Genomic DNA, 15435 nt, shown 5'->3' with positions numbered 1-15435 from the left:
GAGGGCGGACTGGCCTAGACTCTCTGCGTGGCCGGACGACTTCCAGATCGCGATATCGCGGCGATACGTGAACGCGTCCGGATCGAGGATGTCGTGGGGGAGTACGTCGCGCTGAAACGAGCGGGCGCGGACTCCGCGAAGGGGTTGTGCCCGTTCCACGACGAGAAATCACCGTCGTTCCATGTGCGGCCCAACCACGGGCTTTTCCACTGCTTCGGCTGCGGCGAGGGCGGCGACGTCTTCGCGTTCCTGCAGAAGATCGAGCACGTCGGGTTCGTCGAAGCGGTCGAGCAGATGGCCGACCGGATCGGCTACCAGATCAACTACGAGGGTGGCGGCACCTCGGTGCAGCGTGATCGCGGCACCCGCTCCCGTTTGGTCGCCGCCAACGCGGCCGCGCACGAGTTCTACATGGCCAAGCTGCGCGAGCCCGAGGCCGAGACGGCGCGCACATACCTCACCGAGCGCAACTTCGACGCCAATGCCGCTCAGCAGTTCGGCTGCGGCTACGCGCCCGCGGGCTGGGACGTGCTCACCAAGCATCTGCTCCGCAAGGGCTTCGACTTCAAGGAGCTCGAGGCCGCCGGGCTCTCGCGCCAGGGGCAGCGCGGCCCGATCGACCGCTTCCATCGGCGGTTGCTGTGGCCGATCCGCAATCTCGGCGGCGACGTCATCGGTTTCGGCGCGCGCAAACTCTTCGACGACGACACCATGCCCGGCAAATACATCAACACGCCGGAAACGTTGCTGTACAAGAAGTCTCAGGTGCTCTTCGGTCTCGACCTGGCCAAACGTGAGATCGCCAAGGGTCACCAGGCCGTCGTGGTCGAGGGCTACACCGACGTGATGGCCATGCATCTGGCCGGCGTGAAGACCGCCGTCGCCTCCTGCGGCACCGCCTTCGGCGACGAGCACCTCGCGCTGCTGCGCCGCCTGCTGATGGACGACAACTTCTGGCGCGGCGAGATCATCTACACCTTCGACGGCGATGCGGCGGGCCAAGCCGCGGCGCTGAAAGCCTTTGCGGGCGATCAGAAACTGGCCGGACAGACCTACATCGCCATCGCACCCGACGGCCAGGATCCGTGCGAGCTGCGGCAGCACTCCGGCGACGGCGCCGTCCGCGATCTGGTGGCCCGGCGCACCCCGCTGTACGAGTTCGTGGTGCGCGGCCTGCTCGCCGAGCACAACCTCGACACCGCCGAGGGCCAGGTGGAGGCGTTGCGTCGCGCGGTGCCGGTGGTCGCGCAGATCAAGGACAACGCACTGCGCAAGGCGTACGCGACGAAGCTGGCGGGCTGGGTCGGCTGGGACGATATCCAGACCGTCGTGCGCCGAGTGGGCGAGGAAGCCAAGCGGAACCGAAATGGTGGGGGCCGCACCGGAATACCGAGCCGCGCCGCCGCGCAACAGAGCGCCACCGTCGCCGAGCACCCCGCCGCGCGCCCGAACCCGAATGATCCCACCTTGCTGCCGCAGCGTCAGACGCTCGGCGCGGTCCTGCAATATCCCGCGATGGCCGGTGCCGTCTTCGACTCGCTGGAACCGGAAGCCTTCACCCACCCCGCCTACGTGGCGGTGCGCGCGCTGATCGTCAAGGCAGGCGGCACGGCGGCCGGCCTGGGCGGTGCGGAATGGGTGAACGCGGTCTGTGACGGCACCGACGACCTGACCATGCGTGCCCTGGTATCGGAGCTGTCGGGTGAACCGCTGCCGGTGAAGTCCGCCAACGGCATTCCCCGCTTCATCGCGGGCGTGCTGGCGCGCACCCAGGAGGCATGGGTCGGTCGCCAGACCGCCGAGCTGAAATCGAAGCTACAGCGGGTGTCCTCGACCGAGGAACCGGAGGCGTACATGGCGCTGTTCGGCGACCTCGTCGCGCTGGAGCAGTACCGCAAGAGCCTGCTGGAGCAGGCCATGGGCAACCACGACGACTTCGCCGCAGGCTGAACGGGTAGCCGACCGCGCCCTTGCCTCGGTCGGCCCGCCCGTTTACACCTTGCCCGACTTGCTCAGCGCCGCAACTGATCCTGCGGAACCAAAATGGTGGTCCGCTCATCGAGCGGCTCCATCGGCTCCAGCTGCGGCCGGGTGCTCAACTTATCCGACAGCTTCTGCCTGCCGACGAGCACGAGCTTGCGAGTCACCGGGCTTTCGGTCACAGCGCGGGTCGCCGCACTGATCTGCTCGTAGCGAACCCGCCCGGCCTTGGTGCCGAGCACATAGCCGGCCGCGACGCCGATGATCAACCGCAGCATCTCCTGGAGCTCCTCCCAATAGCCTGTCCGCGCCCACCTATCCTGCCCGACGCCCCCTCCACCTGTCGATCCGGATAGCCCGCAGCCCGGGACCCGCCCAGGCAGGCTGAACTGGACGCATGTCCGCAGGTAGTGGCACGATTTGGGAAGCCGCGTGGCAATACGCTAAAGTTTCTCCTCGGCGCGCCCGACACGGCGAGTCGAGGATAGTCCCCTATAGCTCAATTGGCAGAGCAGCCGACTGTTAATCGGCAGGTTTCTGGTTCGAGTCCAGATGGGGGAGCTTTGACCAGGGCGAACGTTACCGTTCGACCCTGGTTTTAGTCGTTTTTGGGGTAGAATGACACGGAAACGACACGCTTTCAGCCTGCGAGGTGGCCCAAGGCCGCCGTGAAGTCGGGTGCTTCGGTGGGTTGGTCGATGTAGTGGCGTTTGGTGACGGAGTCGTTGGCGTGGCCGAGTTGCCGGGCCGCGGCTTGGGGGCCGTACTGGTCGGCGATGAGGGATGCGACGGTCTTGCGGAAGGTCTTGGGGGTGACCCAGGTGAACTTCTCGCCGCGTGCTTGGCGCCACAGGCGGTTGAAGTTGTGGGGATCCCAGATGCCGCCGTCACGGTTGGGGAAGACGAGATCCAGTTCGTTGGCGACCGCTTCGGCCTTCACCCGTCGGAGGGTGTCGATGACGAACTGGGGCAGCACCACTGTCCGGTAGCCGGAGTCGGTCTTGGTCCATTCCTGACGGAACAGTCCTTTGCCTTTGATGCGGATGATGGTGCCGGAGAAGGTGATCCGCGGCGGTTGCGTGTCCAGGTCGACATCACACCAGCGCAAAGCGAGTGCTTCGCCCGGGCGTGGACCGGTCCCCAGTTCGACGTCGGCGACGTCCAAGACCCGAGGATTGCGTCTGGGACCGTAGGTGTAGGCGGGTGCGCCGTCGAGTGGCTTACCGTCCACCCACCCCTGAAGCTGGGTTCGCAGCTCCGCCAGGGTCTCAAGATCGGCCGCACGCGGTTTCTGGCGCTTGCGGGGAAGGTCTGCGACCTCACGGACCGGATTGCGGTCGATCGCGTCGTGGCGGACAGCCATGCTCATCATCTCTGACAGGATGACCCGCTGCCGCCGCGCTTTCTCGCGGTGTCCGTTGAGAACGATCCGCTTCAGGTGCGCATCGATGCGGGAGGTGGTGGCCTCCCACACCCGCAGGCCGCCGAGCGCTGATTTGATCTTGACGGTCCCTTTGCTCGCCCTGCAATCGATGGAAACCTCGATCTCCATTCGGTACAGGTCCAGCGTCTGCTCGGTAATGCCTTCTTGGAGAACTTTTTCCGCCAGCCACAGGTCGGCCAGATCGGTGAGCTTCGTGTCCCGGGTGATCAGTCGGCCCCGGGCTCCGGTGCGCTGAGTGAGTGATTCCCGCAGGGTGCCTTCGGCCCGGCCCTTGGTGGTTCCGAACTTGTGCACGGTGCGGGTGGTGCCGTCGTCGTCTCGGTAGCGCGTGGTGGCACGCCAGCTTCCGTTCGGCTGCCGCTTGGAGGTGATCCGGCCGTAGGTGCCGAGCGGAAGCGATTGTCTGGGCAACGGTTGTCCTTCCTGTGAGTGGGTGGTTGTTGGGCTGCCGCGTGACCGCGACCGGACCGGATGACCCCCGGGACGCGAGGAGTTTGCGAAAAATGCTGGAGCAAAGAGCGTGGGATCGAGCCTGTCAACATTTGATAGCCGAGCCGAACCACCGCACAAACTGCTATATCCCAGCGGCGCAGAGCAAGACCTGTTGATTTGCTAGAAATTAGCTGAATGGCTTGCGGTCTGTACTCAGTGCTCCTGCTGGCGGCTTCGATGTTGCTTCGTTGGTGGTCGACGTCGAGGGTGTTGTGCCCGATCGGTCGGTTCATCGGCCTCAGGTCGCCCAGTCTTATCGAGTTGGTCCTGCTCCCACTCGAGTAGATCGCTCAACCGATACCTTCGGTATCGCCCGATCCGTGCGTATCTAGGGCCCCGCCCGGCGGAGGCCCAGACCGCGAGCGTCTTCGCGGGAATCTTGAGGCGTGCGGCCAATTCGTCTGTGCTCAGCCACACGTCATCGGGGTTCATCCGAGCCCCTGGAGGACATCGATTCGGTCGCGCAGTCCTACATCCAGCCTGATCGGATGAGTCTGCGGCAGAAATGAATTCGATTGTCGGCTACGCCATGCGTAGTGGTTGTTATTCTCGCGCAAAGAGATTGCCGCGCGACGGAGGGGCGAATACATGCGTAACTCATTTCTGAGCCTGTCCGCGATTCTCCCCACTCCATGAAACACCAGATTCCACATCTGCACCAGGGCATCGAAAGGCCCCGCAGGTTCGAATCCGTGATCCGCTCTCATGAAAGACCAGGTCGTCGGCATCGACCTAGCTTCGCGGCAAAGTGCTGTCGTCGATGGCACGGCAGGCCATCTGGTGCGGCCATCCTGGCGACGGTCTGCATCACAGAGGTCGAGGAGCTGCACGTCCAGATCGACCGCACGCTGGTTCCCGCATGAGCAAGGTGGTCGAGACTGACTGGCTGACGATCGTGCGGTCGGCTGGTGCCGCGGTTGGACTGGATGTCGATCAAGTTGATCCCATTCAGGTAAGTGAAAATGCGATCTACCGGCTGCCGGGATGCGTTGTTGCCAGGGTGAGTCGACCCGGCCAACTGGCCGCATCGCGGCGGGAAGTGAACGTCGCTCGGTGGCTGAAGGCCTCCGGGGTCTCAGCTGTGCAGGTTGTCCCGAATGTTGACCAGCCAGTGGACATCGGTGGCCGGGCGGTCACCTTCTGGCGCGAGCTCCCGTCGCACCATCACGGGACGCCGACGCAGGTGGCCGCGGTGCTCAAGCAGCTGCACCGGCTGCCGGTCCCGGCCGCTTTCGATCTCGGCGAGGTGGCGCCATTCGTACGACTGGAAGATCGGATCGAGGCTGCCCACAGCTCGAGCAACGAGGATCGGAGGTGGCTGCGTGCGCATCTCGCCGAATTACAGGAGCGGTGGGAAGAACTGCCAAAAGGCCTGCCTTGGTGTGTGATTCACGGCGACGCCTGGGTCGGCAACGTGGCCGCCACGGACGACGGTCAGGTTGTCCTGCTTGATCTGGAACGAACCTCGATCGGGCCACCGGAATGGGACCTGGTCCACACAGCGATCAAGAGGACATCGTTCGGCTGGATTACCGCGGAGCAGTACGCGGAATTCTGCGACGTGTACGGGCACGATGTCACGGAGTGGGAAGGCTTCGAACTGCTCCGCGATATCCGGGAGTTCCGGATGACCACGATGGCTGTGCAGGCAGCATCGAACAGGCTGGCGCTTCGAGAGCAGGCAGAGCACCGGCTGGCATGTATCCGAGGCGAGTGCGGGGCACGGCCGTGGTCGGGGTGGAAGGCACTGGAATGAGCGAGAGCCACCGCTACCGGAGCTGTCGCGGATACCGCCACCCGGGCACGGCTACTGATCGCCGAGGCCCGCTGGGCCCGACCGTCGATCGCGCCGCGGTGCTCGGCGATTGACGCTATCGGGGCGGTTCCGGCCAGCAATATCTGATCGACCCACGGGCGACCTAGCCCGCCATACGACATCGCTGGTCGAGATCATCGGGTGGTTGATCGAGTCGAGTCCGCCTGGATGCGCATTTGGCGTGATGCCGACAGGGTGGCTGCGATGCGTGGATCGCTCGTCAAGGGTTTCGCGGCTTCCGCCGCCTGTTTCGCGGCTTCACCCTCGGCTCGTTTTATGGTCTCGACGAGTGCCTGGGCCAGTCCGGCTGTTCCCAACCGGAGTGCCTGCGGGGTGAGTCGGACGTCGAGTATGTGACCTTGCGCGTTCACCACTACGCCCAGTTCGCCGTTGCGTGACGGCACTCGGATTTTTATCCGGCTCAGCGCCTCTTCCACAGCACGTGACCTTTGCGTCAGGTCCGCGACTACCTCACGCTGCTTCGCTTCCCAGTCACTCGGTTCAGTCATCACCTAAAGTTTCCCCTCGGCGCGCATCTGCTGTCTTACGGCTTCGTTCTCCGCCCGTCGCCGCTCGGTGTCCTCCCTCAGAAGCTGGGAACGTTCACGAACCAACCACAACCAGCCAAAGAACGATTCCCCAAGCTTCTGTATTTCACCTGGATGGCCTTCAACGTACACGAACACCTCAGGACGTCCTTTTTCGAAAAAGAAGACCTGGTATCCCTGATGGTGACCAAAAAAGAATCTATCTTCAATGGTCAAGTCCTCGCCAGGCTCTGCCGCAATACTCTCGGCCGCCTCATACGTATCCAATGGTTCAGGAAAGAACATCCCCTTTCCCTCAAAGAAAGTCCCAGCTTTGCGGCCCAGCACTTTCAGAAAGGCCAAGTAATCATCGGGCAGAGGGAAGGTTGCTACCGCTGCGACCTGAGATATCTCTTCATCGGTGCAACCGGAGATCTCATCGGCAGTTGCGAAGCCGGTATCAAGCAACGCTTGCCGGAAGCCCTCCGCCTCTCGCAGGCTGGCTTCACTTGGGAACGTTGGTGTAGGTGACATTTAGTTTCACTCCTGGGAACCTCTGCCGGAACTGTTCGATTACATCGTTGCATGCGGGACAGGGTTTGTTCTCGGTGTACAAGTCGATTGCTCCCTTGGAATCCGGTTTCATCCGAGAGGCAAGGTCCTCGAGAATCTTGTACTCGGAGTCCGTGGGTCGAATATTTACACCACTTTCGTCGATCGGCCTGAAGATAGGATTCTTTGGAACCTCGACAGTACCCGCCGGTGATGTTTCCCCGCTGACGGACTCCAGCCTGGATGACGGTATGAATTGCCCATCGATTTCGGCCTGGGCGACCGCGACGTTCTTCTTGTTCTGGATAGTCTGCCCCGAATTCGACAGCCGATCGCGCAGGCTTTGGGCCGCCTGCTCGCCATTGAACTCGGGATTGACCTCCGAGCCCGGATGTGCCTGTGTCGGGCCGGGCTCGGCACCACCGGGACGTGTGTTGGCGTCGAATTTTGTCGGTGTCGCGTCAAGCAACGGCTGTACATTCTGCAGCAGTAGACCACCCGCGACTGCCACGCCTGCCGCGCGAAGCGCTGCAGCGTCGGCGGCGATCACCAAACCGCCGAGAACACCCGAGACCTCACCACCGGTCGTCGCTGCGCGGACGCCGGTGAGTGCTGCTCCGCCGCCACCACCGAGTGGGCCCGCGGCAAGCCACCCGACACCTTGGAGCAGGATCGCTGCCCCTACAAATCCCGCGAGTAGCGCGAGGACCTTGCCGTGGGCGTCCTCGATCGCTTGCGCCCAGTCGTCACATGCCGAGGCCAGATTGTCGAACTGTGTTGCTGTGGAGGTGATCCCAGTCGCGACGATGTCGATCTGCGCGAGGATCTGCGGGACTTCTGGTGAATTCTGATCCGCGATCACGCCTCGGGCGCTGGGGATGCCGTATCCGGCGCCCCGGACGATCCCTGCCGCTTTGGTCCATGCGTCCGATACCGCCCGAAGTTTGTCCGGGTCGCCGTTGGGCCACAGATAGCCCTGGACCCATCGACTGATCAGACCCCAACCGAACGGCTCATCGGACGGCCCGCCATACGCGCCCTTGAACTTCGGAGCTTCGAAGACCGGGGTCGGCGCGGGCAATGACAGTTCATCGGCCGGGTTCGGATCGGCCGCTGACTGGCTGGCCGCGTTGCCGTGGTTGACACTGTTGGCCTGCAGCAAATCATGGAGCTTACCCAGCGAGTTTACGATCGCCGTACCCATGTTGACCGCAGCGAAAGCCGCAGGATCGTACTTTTCCGTCCACCGCCTTCCAGCGGTGTCGGTGCCACCGCAACCCCAGTTCGCATCTAGAGTGGATGCGAGTTCCTTCATGCCCAACGCCGTGGATGCTTGACCACCGGAGAAGGTGCCCGCTGCCCGCGAAAACGCTGCAGGCAGCACACTGATCGTGGACGGAGGACTCACTCTGGCCACATCCCCTGCAGATGCAGACCGTTGGCGACGTACAGGTCGTGTGCTCGTTGCACGGCGGCGGTCAGCAACCCGAGCCCTTCATGCATCTCGCGCGCTGCGGCGCGCCACTCGTCGTGCTTCGCGCGATGGGCATTCGCCGCCTCACCAGACCAGCCTATGTGCAGACTATCGATAGCCCGGTCAACCTCACCAAGACCTTGATCGATGCGCTCGGTGATTCGCGCTGCCGCATCTACCAGGTCCTGAATCTCACTGAGGTTGGCGACATATCCACGATCAGTCATGGCAGATCCAACCCCAGGCCATCCATGGCATTGGCGTTACCTTCGTCGGTCGCGCCGAATCGTTCGGCAACTTGATGAAGCACCATAGCGTCCTCATACAACGCAGCGACGATCCGACGAACATCAGCTTCCCAGTCCTGCCATACAGATTGGTGACTGTTCGCGGCATCGCCAAGCCACTCGGCACCGATCACCGAACGAGCCTGGCGCATCAGCCCGTCGATATCGTCGGCGAAGGTGTCCGCTAGTCCATGCACACGGTCCGCAGTCGCGTGAATTTCAACTCTGCTTGCTGCCACCTCATCGGACACCCGGCCCAGGCTATCAGCGTCGACTGTCGATCGGAGTTGCGTGACTGACAGGACAGTGGTTGAGCCGCAAGGAATTTCATCGTTGAGCGTTCGTTTCCGGTCGAAGAGAACGGTGATCGCGGTTCGGCGGGCCCGCAACACCTGTCGTGGTTGATGGTGGTCAGCTCGTCGTGCATTGGAAGCGGCGACATTCGCCGGACCCGGTCGAACAGCTTCTCGTGTGTAGTTCGAACCCGGTTGGTGGTCGAGGTATTCGAGGGCGGCGTCGTAGTGACCGAGGGCGTCTGGGATGCCGTAGTCGATCAGGGCGACGTCGGCGCGTTGCCAGGCGGCCGATTTTGGGCAACGGAGTCGCGCCCGATCCCTCATATCGGATACGCGATAAGGCGGCCGGACCCGGCAGATTTCAGGGCAACGAACCAGGCCCAATCGGTCCCGACAGCGGCGAGAGGCCGTGCGGAATGTACTGGCTCCAAGACGTATTCCGATTGCCTGCACGGATATCGTCGACTCGTTGCCGCAACCGGTCGGCGTGTTCTGCTGACGCCGTCGCCCGGCGGAGCGGGCCGGATACCTGAACAAGGTCACGCATATCGAGCAGCACTCGATATCCGGACCACTCCGCCAGGTCGTAGCCGTACTCCTCGATGAAGTTCCGAACCCACGTCTCGTCCCGCCCGTAGCGCACCGCGGCATGCCATGTCGGTATCAGGTCGACTTCTCGTGGGCCGATGCTGACCCAGTCCCAGTCTCCGAGTATCGGCTGCGCCGGATCAATTCTGTTGTCCCAGAGAAGATTTCCTGCCCAGGCATCGCCATGGATGAGGCCGATTCCTAACGGCCAATCGAGTAGGCTCAGTTCTTTGCGTATCTCGTCGACGCGCCTCAGCAACCACGTTCGTTCGTCCTCACTAATGGCGCTTGACGTGTTGTCGTCGAGCAACGCTCCGCGAAGTGACTCCAGCGGCGTCCATCGTTGCAGCTCGATATCTGGCGTAGGTAGGTCGTGCAGTGAACGCAGCAGGCGGCCAAGCTCTTTCGAGGTTGGCGCGGCGATGTCGGATGATTGTGGGTAGTACTGCCAGAATCCGACCGTGTATCCGTTGACCCGGACCGGCTCCGCGCCAGGCAGCGGCGCCGTCGCACCGAATTCGTGGGCTGTGGTCAGCCATCGGGTTACCGCGTAGGTCCGTCGCGGCCGGTCCGGGTCCGCCTCGTTGGCACTTACCCGTCCAACGGCTGTGTGACGCGGTAGTACGTACACAGCGTTGGTCGAATGGTGGATGAGCTCCGCGCCGCTGGGATCGAGCCCGCAGGCTTCGCACGCGAGACGCAGAGCCGCATACTCTTCCGACGACATGCGCCCTACCCGACCAGTGCCACTGTGGTTTGAAATTCGTTTTCGACCTGCTGAACGACGGCCAGGTTGGCGTACGGTGCCAAGCGACGACGCACGATATTGATCGATTCGATCCCGCGTGCACTCGTCAGTCCCCGGGCGGCACGCATCGTGTCTCGGAGCACATGACAGGCTTGCTCGATCTCGACACCTTTCACCGTTGCACCGTCGGATTCGGGTACGTAAGACGCTGCCAGGGTTGCCGCTACCAACACTTGCCTCCGCTCCATGCCAACCGAATCTGCCAGAACCAGCGGCGCACGCTGTTGGACATCGGCCGCATGCCGTCCATCGTGCGCCACGTACATGAACTCGGCCGTCAATTGCCGCTCCGTGAAGAACCGAATCCAGTCGGGCTCGTCGTCCGGACGGGCACGGTTCAACCGACGCTCAGCTTCCGACATCGCCTGTGCGCCCGCGGCCGCGTCTCGGTTCAGTGCGTGCGCCCTCGCCAACAGCGCATTGCATCGGGCGGCGGTGCTCGGCGAGCCCGACTGCTCTGCCGCCCGCACGGCCGCCGTACCGAACCACAGTGCCTCTTTGGTGCGGTCCAGATAGTGCGCCTGCATCGACATATCTGTAAGGATGTGGGCCCCCAACGCGGCATTGCCGCTCGCTTTGGCGAGCCGAAGCGCCTGCTGAAAGTACTTCTGTCCCAATCCTTGTCGCGCCGAGTCGAAACACATGAAGCCGCTGAGGTCGCACAGTCGGGCTGCGACGGCGTACAACTCGGGCGCGGTACGGCCGTCATGCGAACCGCGTAGCGCCGGTCGGACCACATCATCAAGAAACCGCGCCAGTGTCGCGCGAGCGTACCCGCCGCCGAGATGGTGATCTGCATTCGAGAACACATCGCACATTGACCACATGACCTCGATGTCGGCGGTCCCAACGCGCCGATGGTTCTCGCCGGTAGCGAAGACCGGAACAGCCTCGTCAAGCCATTCGCGTACAGGATCGAACACGTCACAGCCGGCCCATGGCGCGTTCGGTTCGTCCGCGACGAGGGCCCCAGTCGAATCCGACTGACTTGCAGGTGAATTCATGTCTGCCCACATGCGTCGGAGAACGCCCCCAGTTTCCAGCGCCTCATCCATCCGCTGTGCGAAATCCCGCCCAGGTCGCCTTTCGGCCTTCTCGACCTTGCCGATGAGCGAACCACTGTCGTGAGTGACCCCGCCAAGCTGATTCAGCGACATCTTCCGCAACAGCCGCCAGTGCCGCAGTTCCGCGCCGAAGAACTGCTGCGCCGACTCCATAGCGGCCAGCTCACGCGGTTTTTGGGCCATCGCTTCATCCTCTGTGACCTGGTCGTTTGGGACCGGTTTCGGCGCAACCTCGGATGCGGACAGGTTTCTGTCCGCATCAAACATATACCGACCTGCGTGCGCCAGGTCACAGACTGAACCTGCGTCCGACGCCGGGCTGATGCCCATTCCCGATCTCGGCACATCGACCAGCAGTGCCGCTGGTCGGTGGCACAAGCCCCCGGCGTCGGGCGCACTCCGAAACCGCAGGGAGGCAACACGCATGGTTCGAAACGACAAGAACGACGCCGCCGCATTTCAACGGACAGCTGGACCGCCGAGACCAGGCCCGGCGGGGAAGCCCGTGCCCCCGATCGAGATCGACACCCCCGGGCAGCGCAGCGCTTTCTACCGACGCGTGTGCGGCCTGCCGACACACGTCGACCCAGAGCTCGGGCGTATCGCGTTTCCAGCTGGCTCGGTTTGCGCCATGACGATGCCCGCGTCGTTGGGTTCCGCTGCCCGCCAGTGCATGCAGGTCCAGCAGCATGCACTGGGGCCGATCTTCACCCATCCGCGCTCGGGTACGTGGACCTTTCTGATTCGGCCGGATCTGCCGGACGACGACCCACACCTGTTCGCAGCCTTGTTCCGCGAGCACATCAAAATCATTCGCAACGGAGGGCTGATCGCACTGCCGTCGCCAGTCGGCCTGCCTGCTGGAGCCCGCAAGTGGATCGAGCCCCCACGCGATAGATTCCGCCCGTTGGGCGCGATCGTGTTGTCCTCGGTCCAGTCATGCCTCCGCCGCTCGTCCGACGAACGAATGCGGAGTCGTGCGTCATGACCGGCCCGGCGGCATCGCCACACTCAAGGGAGACCGACGTGCACCTGTCGGTCCACCTACACGACGTGCGGATGGACTTCGCCGCCTGCCTTACCGCCGCACTCCTGTTCGTTCAGGACTTCCGCGCCCGCCACTACCCCGATGCGGTGCAGGTCCTCCCCGGCGACACCGCTGGACTACCGAGATTGCCCAATGAGCGCCTCTATCTCGAGCCCTAGCCGCCGTCGCGTCGACAGGCCGCACTTCGCGTCCACTGCCCAACATATGGAGCTAAGGCAGTGCCCTCGGCAGCCTGGTGGCAGGTCGCAGCGACGTTTGTGCGTCTGTGCCGTCGAGTTCGTGGCCGAACCTCACTTGGCAGCCACGACAACGGCGGTCTCGATGGCACAGACGCACGCGCGGCTAATCCTGTCGTGGCGGCAGCTGGATGAATTGGCGAAGTCCGCCGACCAGGTCTTGGCCGAGCTCGTCACTGAAGCAATGGAGGCGAGCGGCATCGCCTACCCGCATCACCGCGATGGCGCGGCAACCGGTTTGAAGCTGCTGACTCTTCGTCTCGGCCGCACCGAACAGAGCCTCGTGATCGAAGTCAGTGAGGTCCCACCAGGCAAGTCCACCTCCATTGCTGGCCTGGAATTCAGCCAACAGGTCGTCGCCCTGAGTCATCGCTACGGCCGGTTCCGCAGCGGCGACGGCACCGTCACCACCTGGTGCGAGCTGACCGCAGCGCGCACCACCTCACCAATCAGGGGGATCCAATGAGACAGTGCGACTCGCTTCGAGGCAGCGGGGGAAGCGAACCGGCGCCGAGCCTCATCCTTCCGAAGAGTGAACCATCATGGCGCACAAGGCAGCTCACTGAAGCATGCCAACCAGTACTGCGAGCGGGTGTCGTGGGGCTTGGTGGCCAGGCGGTGGATGATCATCTGCCGGGGCTGCTAGCGTCCCGTACCGCCGACCTCGTTTCCGTCTGTGATGAGAATCCGAGGATCGTGGCCGAACAGCAGCACCGGTACCAGGTGTCCGGCTACACCGATTTCCGGGAGATGTTCGAGCGTGAGCAGCTCGACTTCGTCGTTGTCTGCGTGCCACACGACGTTGGTCGACAGGTGATCGAGGCTGCCGCGGAACACCACATCCACGTGCTCAAAGAGAAGCCGTTCGCCACCACCTTGATCGAGGCTATTGAACTGGCCGAGCTGTGCGAGCGATCCGGCATCCAGCTGATGGTCACCCTGCAGCGGCGGTTCAATCCGATCTACACCAGCTTTCCGCAACTGGCAGACCAGATCGGGACACCGTTCCTGGTAGATGCGCGGTACACCCTGCACGTCGATGACCCCTCCGAGGGGTGGCGCGGCGACACCGCCAAAGCCGGAGGTGGCTGTGTGATCGACATGGGCTACCACCTGATCGACCTGATCCTGTGGTACTTCGGCCTCCCTGACCGCATAGCGGCCGACCTATCGGTGAGGGCCCGGCCGGACCGCAGCTACGACGCTGAAGATACTGCGCTCCTTCACTTCTCGTACGACAGTGGCCTGTATGGCTCGTTGCTGCTATCACGCTTCGTCGGCCCGAAAGCCGAGGAGATCCGGTTGGTCGGCTCAGACGGCATCCTCCATTTGGAGCGTGGCTGCATCCGCCGACTTACGAATGATGGCCAGGTCATCGAGTCATTGCGGCGTGAGCAGTCGTGGCCTTCGGCCGCAGTCTGCCAGATCGACTACTTCCACCGCGTGATCGAAGGCACCCGACCCAATCTCAGCGCCCCCTCCGACCACCTTGCACACATGGCTGTCGTCACCGCCTGCTACGAGGCCGCCCGCACCCGCACCCACATCGACCCCAAGGAGCTCTTATGACTTCCCGGTTGGCTCTTCTCGGCGGTAGTGCCGTCATTCATGAAGCTGCACCGCATTTTTCGTGGCCCCCGCTTACCGAAGCGACGTCTGCCGCCGTGCTTGATCAACTGAGCGAGAGCATCTCGATCTACGACCGCTCTGGCGTTGTTGCACAGCTGGAAGATGCCTTGCAGAGCTACTTCGGTGTACGACACGCCGTCCTTACCAGCTCTGGGACCGCAGCCTTGTATTCGATGTATGCCGCGTGCGGAATCGGGCCGGGTGACGAAGTCATCGTGCCTGCCTACACCTTCTTTGCCACGGCTACACCGCTGTTGCATCTAGGGGCCACGCCGGTACTCGCCGACTGTGACGGTTGCGGCAACCTCGATCCGCACGACGTGCCTAGACGTATCACTGATCGCACCAAAGCCATTGTGGTGACTCATATGTGGGGCATGCCTGGCCAAATCCAGAGTCTCAAACAGCTGGCCGACAACTACGGGCTTGAGCTGCTGGAAGACGGTTCGCATGCCCACGGTGCCAGTTTCGGGGGCAAAAAGGTCGGGACCTTCGGCCGCGGTGCCGCGTTCAGCATGAACGGTCCCAAGCCGCTGTCCGCGGGCGAAGGCGGTTTCGTGCTCACCAATGACGATGAGGTCTACCAGCGAGTCCTATTGCACGGGCAATACAACAAGCGCTGCCGCAACGAGATACCCACCGATGTCGAGGTCAGCCGCTACGCGGTCACCGGAATGGGCCTCAAACACCGTATCCACCCCATAGCTGCCGCTATCGCGCTGGAACAACTTTCACATCTCGATGACTATCTCGCCGGTCGCCAGCGCATTGCTGAATACATAGCCGGCGAACTCGATGAGCTGCCCGGTCTCACTATGCCCTGGGCGGAACCGGAAGTGCTGTCTTCCTGGTATGGGCTCACGATGCTCTACGATGCGGATTCCTTCGACGACGTTCCTGTCGAACGCTTCCATGTGGCGTTGCAGGCCGAAGGCTGCCATGAGATCGACCGGCCCGGTTCGACCTGTCCGCTCAATCTGCTGCCCCTGTTCCAGGACCCCGAGCCGCTGTTCCCCGCATTTACCGGCAAACTGGCCTACGCACCCGGCGACTATCCGCGGGCTGAACAGATCCATCACAGCACGCTCAAACTGCCTGTCTGGCACCGAGAAGATGATCTACCACTGGTCGATCGCTATATCGAAGCCATCCGCAAGGTGACCGAACACCACGCCGAGTTGAAAGGATAAGGAC

At 63.1% G+C, this 15435-nt stretch carries 17 protein-coding genes and 1 tRNA gene; 8 read left to right on the top strand and 10 right to left on the bottom strand.

Features of this window, described 5'->3' with window-relative positions; all coding sequences use genetic code 11:
- Positions 1-27: 27 nt before the first annotated feature.
- Positions 28-1950 carry a DNA primase gene (dnaG, locus tag ACFU4Z_RS14125; protein ID WP_379062758.1) on the top strand — a complete coding sequence of 641 codons (1923 nt, stop codon included), beginning with the start codon at positions 28-30 and terminating at the stop codon, positions 1948-1950.
- Between the two features lie 62 nt (positions 1951-2012).
- Here dnaG and ACFU4Z_RS14120 read toward each other — a convergent pair whose 3' ends face one another.
- Positions 2013-2258, bottom strand: a complete 246-nt coding sequence (locus tag ACFU4Z_RS14120) for a hypothetical protein (RefSeq protein ID WP_366528207.1) — start codon at positions 2256-2258, stop codon at positions 2013-2015.
- A 210-nt stretch (positions 2259-2468) separates the two neighbouring features.
- On the opposite strand from ACFU4Z_RS14120, the gene ACFU4Z_RS14115 reads away from it, so the two are divergent.
- Positions 2469-2541, top strand: a tRNA-Asn gene (locus ACFU4Z_RS14115).
- Between the two features lie 79 nt (positions 2542-2620).
- Here ACFU4Z_RS14115 and ACFU4Z_RS14110 read toward each other — a convergent pair.
- Together ACFU4Z_RS14110 and ACFU4Z_RS14105 are read right to left on the bottom strand one after the other, a co-directional pair.
- Complete coding sequence (locus tag ACFU4Z_RS14110; RefSeq protein WP_379062756.1) at positions 2621-3835, bottom strand: tyrosine-type recombinase/integrase; 1215 nt, start codon at positions 3833-3835, stop codon at positions 2621-2623.
- 234 nt (positions 3836-4069) lie between these two features.
- Positions 4070-4348 carry a helix-turn-helix domain-containing protein gene (locus ACFU4Z_RS14105; RefSeq protein WP_379062754.1) on the bottom strand — a complete coding sequence of 93 codons (279 nt, stop codon included), beginning with the start codon at positions 4346-4348 and terminating at the stop codon, positions 4070-4072.
- A 328-nt stretch (positions 4349-4676) separates the two neighbouring features.
- On the opposite strand from ACFU4Z_RS14105, the gene ACFU4Z_RS14100 reads away from it, so the two are divergent.
- Entirely contained in the window at positions 4677-5672 is a 996-nt protein-coding gene (locus ACFU4Z_RS14100) for a phosphotransferase family protein (protein ID WP_379062752.1), read from the top strand.
- A gap of 194 nt (positions 5673-5866) precedes the next feature.
- On the opposite strand, the gene ACFU4Z_RS14095 is transcribed toward ACFU4Z_RS14100, so the two are convergent.
- The 7 genes from ACFU4Z_RS14095 to ACFU4Z_RS14065 form a co-directional block, all read right to left on the bottom strand.
- Positions 5867-6241, bottom strand: a complete 375-nt coding sequence (locus tag ACFU4Z_RS14095; protein ID WP_379063451.1) for a YbaB/EbfC family nucleoid-associated protein — start codon at positions 6239-6241, stop codon at positions 5867-5869.
- Positions 6242-6244: 3 nt separating this feature from the next.
- Positions 6245-6793 carry an SMI1/KNR4 family protein gene (locus ACFU4Z_RS14090; protein WP_379062750.1) on the bottom strand — a complete coding sequence of 183 codons (549 nt, stop codon included), beginning with the start codon at positions 6791-6793 and terminating at the stop codon, positions 6245-6247.
- The gene (locus ACFU4Z_RS14085; RefSeq protein WP_379062748.1) at positions 6765-8126 is read right to left on the bottom strand and encodes a deaminase domain-containing protein; all 1362 of its coding nucleotides are present in this window, start codon (positions 8124-8126) and stop codon (positions 6765-6767) included. The genes ACFU4Z_RS14090 and ACFU4Z_RS14085 overlap by 29 nt, the downstream gene beginning before the upstream one ends.
- An 89-nt stretch (positions 8127-8215) precedes the next feature.
- Positions 8216-8512 (bottom strand): WXG100 family type VII secretion target, encoded by a 297-nt coding sequence (locus tag ACFU4Z_RS14080; RefSeq protein ID WP_379062746.1) that lies wholly within the window; start codon positions 8510-8512, stop codon positions 8216-8218.
- Positions 8509-9192, bottom strand: coding sequence for a WXG100 family type VII secretion target (locus ACFU4Z_RS14075; protein ID WP_379062744.1), 684 nt, complete (start codon positions 9190-9192; stop codon positions 8509-8511). Before ACFU4Z_RS14075 ends, ACFU4Z_RS14080 begins: the two co-directional genes overlap by 4 nt.
- A 37-nt stretch (positions 9193-9229) precedes the next feature.
- A complete protein-coding gene (locus tag ACFU4Z_RS14070) occupies positions 9230-10183 on the bottom strand; it encodes a phosphotransferase family protein (RefSeq protein WP_379062742.1) in 954 nt (317 codons plus the stop codon).
- A 5-nt stretch (positions 10184-10188) separates the two neighbouring features.
- On the bottom strand, positions 10189-11595 hold the full coding sequence (locus tag ACFU4Z_RS14065) for a helix-turn-helix domain-containing protein (protein WP_379062740.1): 1407 nt from the start codon (positions 11593-11595) through the stop codon (positions 10189-10191).
- 238 nt (positions 11596-11833) lie between these two features.
- Here ACFU4Z_RS14065 and ACFU4Z_RS14060 point away from each other — a divergent pair, with 238 nt between their 5' ends.
- The 5 genes from ACFU4Z_RS14060 to ACFU4Z_RS14040 all read left to right on the top strand — a co-directional run bounded on the left by ACFU4Z_RS14060 (position 11834) and on the right by ACFU4Z_RS14040 (position 15431).
- Positions 11834-12316 carry a DNA-directed RNA polymerase subunit beta gene (locus ACFU4Z_RS14060; protein WP_379062738.1) on the top strand — a complete coding sequence of 161 codons (483 nt, stop codon included), beginning with the start codon at positions 11834-11836 and terminating at the stop codon, positions 12314-12316.
- Between the two features lie 38 nt (positions 12317-12354).
- The gene (locus ACFU4Z_RS14055; protein WP_379062736.1) at positions 12355-12534 is read left to right on the top strand and encodes a hypothetical protein; all 180 of its coding nucleotides are present in this window, start codon (positions 12355-12357) and stop codon (positions 12532-12534) included.
- A gap of 163 nt (positions 12535-12697) precedes the next feature.
- Entirely contained in the window at positions 12698-13078 is a 381-nt protein-coding gene (locus ACFU4Z_RS14050; RefSeq protein WP_379062734.1) for a hypothetical protein, read from the top strand.
- A complete protein-coding gene (locus tag ACFU4Z_RS14045) occupies positions 13075-14181 on the top strand; it encodes a Gfo/Idh/MocA family protein (protein ID WP_379062732.1) in 1107 nt (368 codons plus the stop codon). The genes ACFU4Z_RS14050 and ACFU4Z_RS14045 overlap by 4 nt, the downstream gene beginning before the upstream one ends.
- Positions 14178-15431 carry a DegT/DnrJ/EryC1/StrS family aminotransferase gene (locus tag ACFU4Z_RS14040; RefSeq protein ID WP_379062730.1) on the top strand — a complete coding sequence of 418 codons (1254 nt, stop codon included), beginning with the start codon at positions 14178-14180 and terminating at the stop codon, positions 15429-15431. The genes ACFU4Z_RS14045 and ACFU4Z_RS14040 overlap by 4 nt, the downstream gene beginning before the upstream one ends.
- The last annotated feature ends 4 nt before the right edge of the window (positions 15432-15435 follow it).

The organism is Nocardia sp. NPDC057440 (assembly GCF_042802915.1).
Lineage (GTDB): Bacteria > Actinomycetota > Actinomycetes > Mycobacteriales > Mycobacteriaceae > Nocardia.
Note: the sequence above shows the minus strand (reverse complement) of the source record. Positions and strands in the feature narration are given on the sequence as shown.

Bases quoted from the DNA above. Each gene is read 5' to 3' on its own strand.
- ACFU4Z_RS14045 (WP_379062732.1), top strand. From the start codon at position 13,075: ATGAGACAGTGCGACTCGCTTCGAGGCAGCGGGGGAAGCGAACCGGCG.
- ACFU4Z_RS14040 (WP_379062730.1), top strand. From the start codon at position 14,178: ATGACTTCCCGGTTGGCTCTTCTCGGCGGTAGTGCCGTCATTCATGAA.
- ACFU4Z_RS14050 (WP_379062734.1), top strand. From the start codon at position 12,698: ATGGCACAGACGCACGCGCGGCTAATCCTGTCGTGGCGGCAGCTGGAT.
- ACFU4Z_RS14120 (WP_366528207.1), bottom strand. From the start codon at position 2,258: ATGCTGCGGTTGATCATCGGCGTCGCGGCCGGCTATGTGCTCGGCACC.
- ACFU4Z_RS14085 (WP_379062748.1), bottom strand. From the start codon at position 8,126: ATGAAGGAACTCGCATCCACTCTAGATGCGAACTGGGGTTGCGGTGGC.
- ACFU4Z_RS14105 (WP_379062754.1), bottom strand. From the start codon at position 4,348: ATGAACCCCGATGACGTGTGGCTGAGCACAGACGAATTGGCCGCACGC.
- ACFU4Z_RS14090 (WP_379062750.1), bottom strand. From the start codon at position 6,793: ATGTCACCTACACCAACGTTCCCAAGTGAAGCCAGCCTGCGAGAGGCG.
- ACFU4Z_RS14075 (WP_379062744.1), bottom strand. From the start codon at position 9,192: ATGAGGGATCGGGCGCGACTCCGTTGCCCAAAATCGGCCGCCTGGCAA.
- ACFU4Z_RS14070 (WP_379062742.1), bottom strand. From the start codon at position 10,183: ATGTCGTCGGAAGAGTATGCGGCTCTGCGTCTCGCGTGCGAAGCCTGC.
- ACFU4Z_RS14065 (WP_379062740.1), bottom strand. From the start codon at position 11,595: ATGTTTGATGCGGACAGAAACCTGTCCGCATCCGAGGTTGCGCCGAAA.
- ACFU4Z_RS14080 (WP_379062746.1), bottom strand. From the start codon at position 8,512: ATGACTGATCGTGGATATGTCGCCAACCTCAGTGAGATTCAGGACCTG.
- ACFU4Z_RS14095 (WP_379063451.1), bottom strand. From the start codon at position 6,241: ATGACTGAACCGAGTGACTGGGAAGCGAAGCAGCGTGAGGTAGTCGCG.
- ACFU4Z_RS14100 (WP_379062752.1), top strand. From the start codon at position 4,677: ATGGCACGGCAGGCCATCTGGTGCGGCCATCCTGGCGACGGTCTGCAT.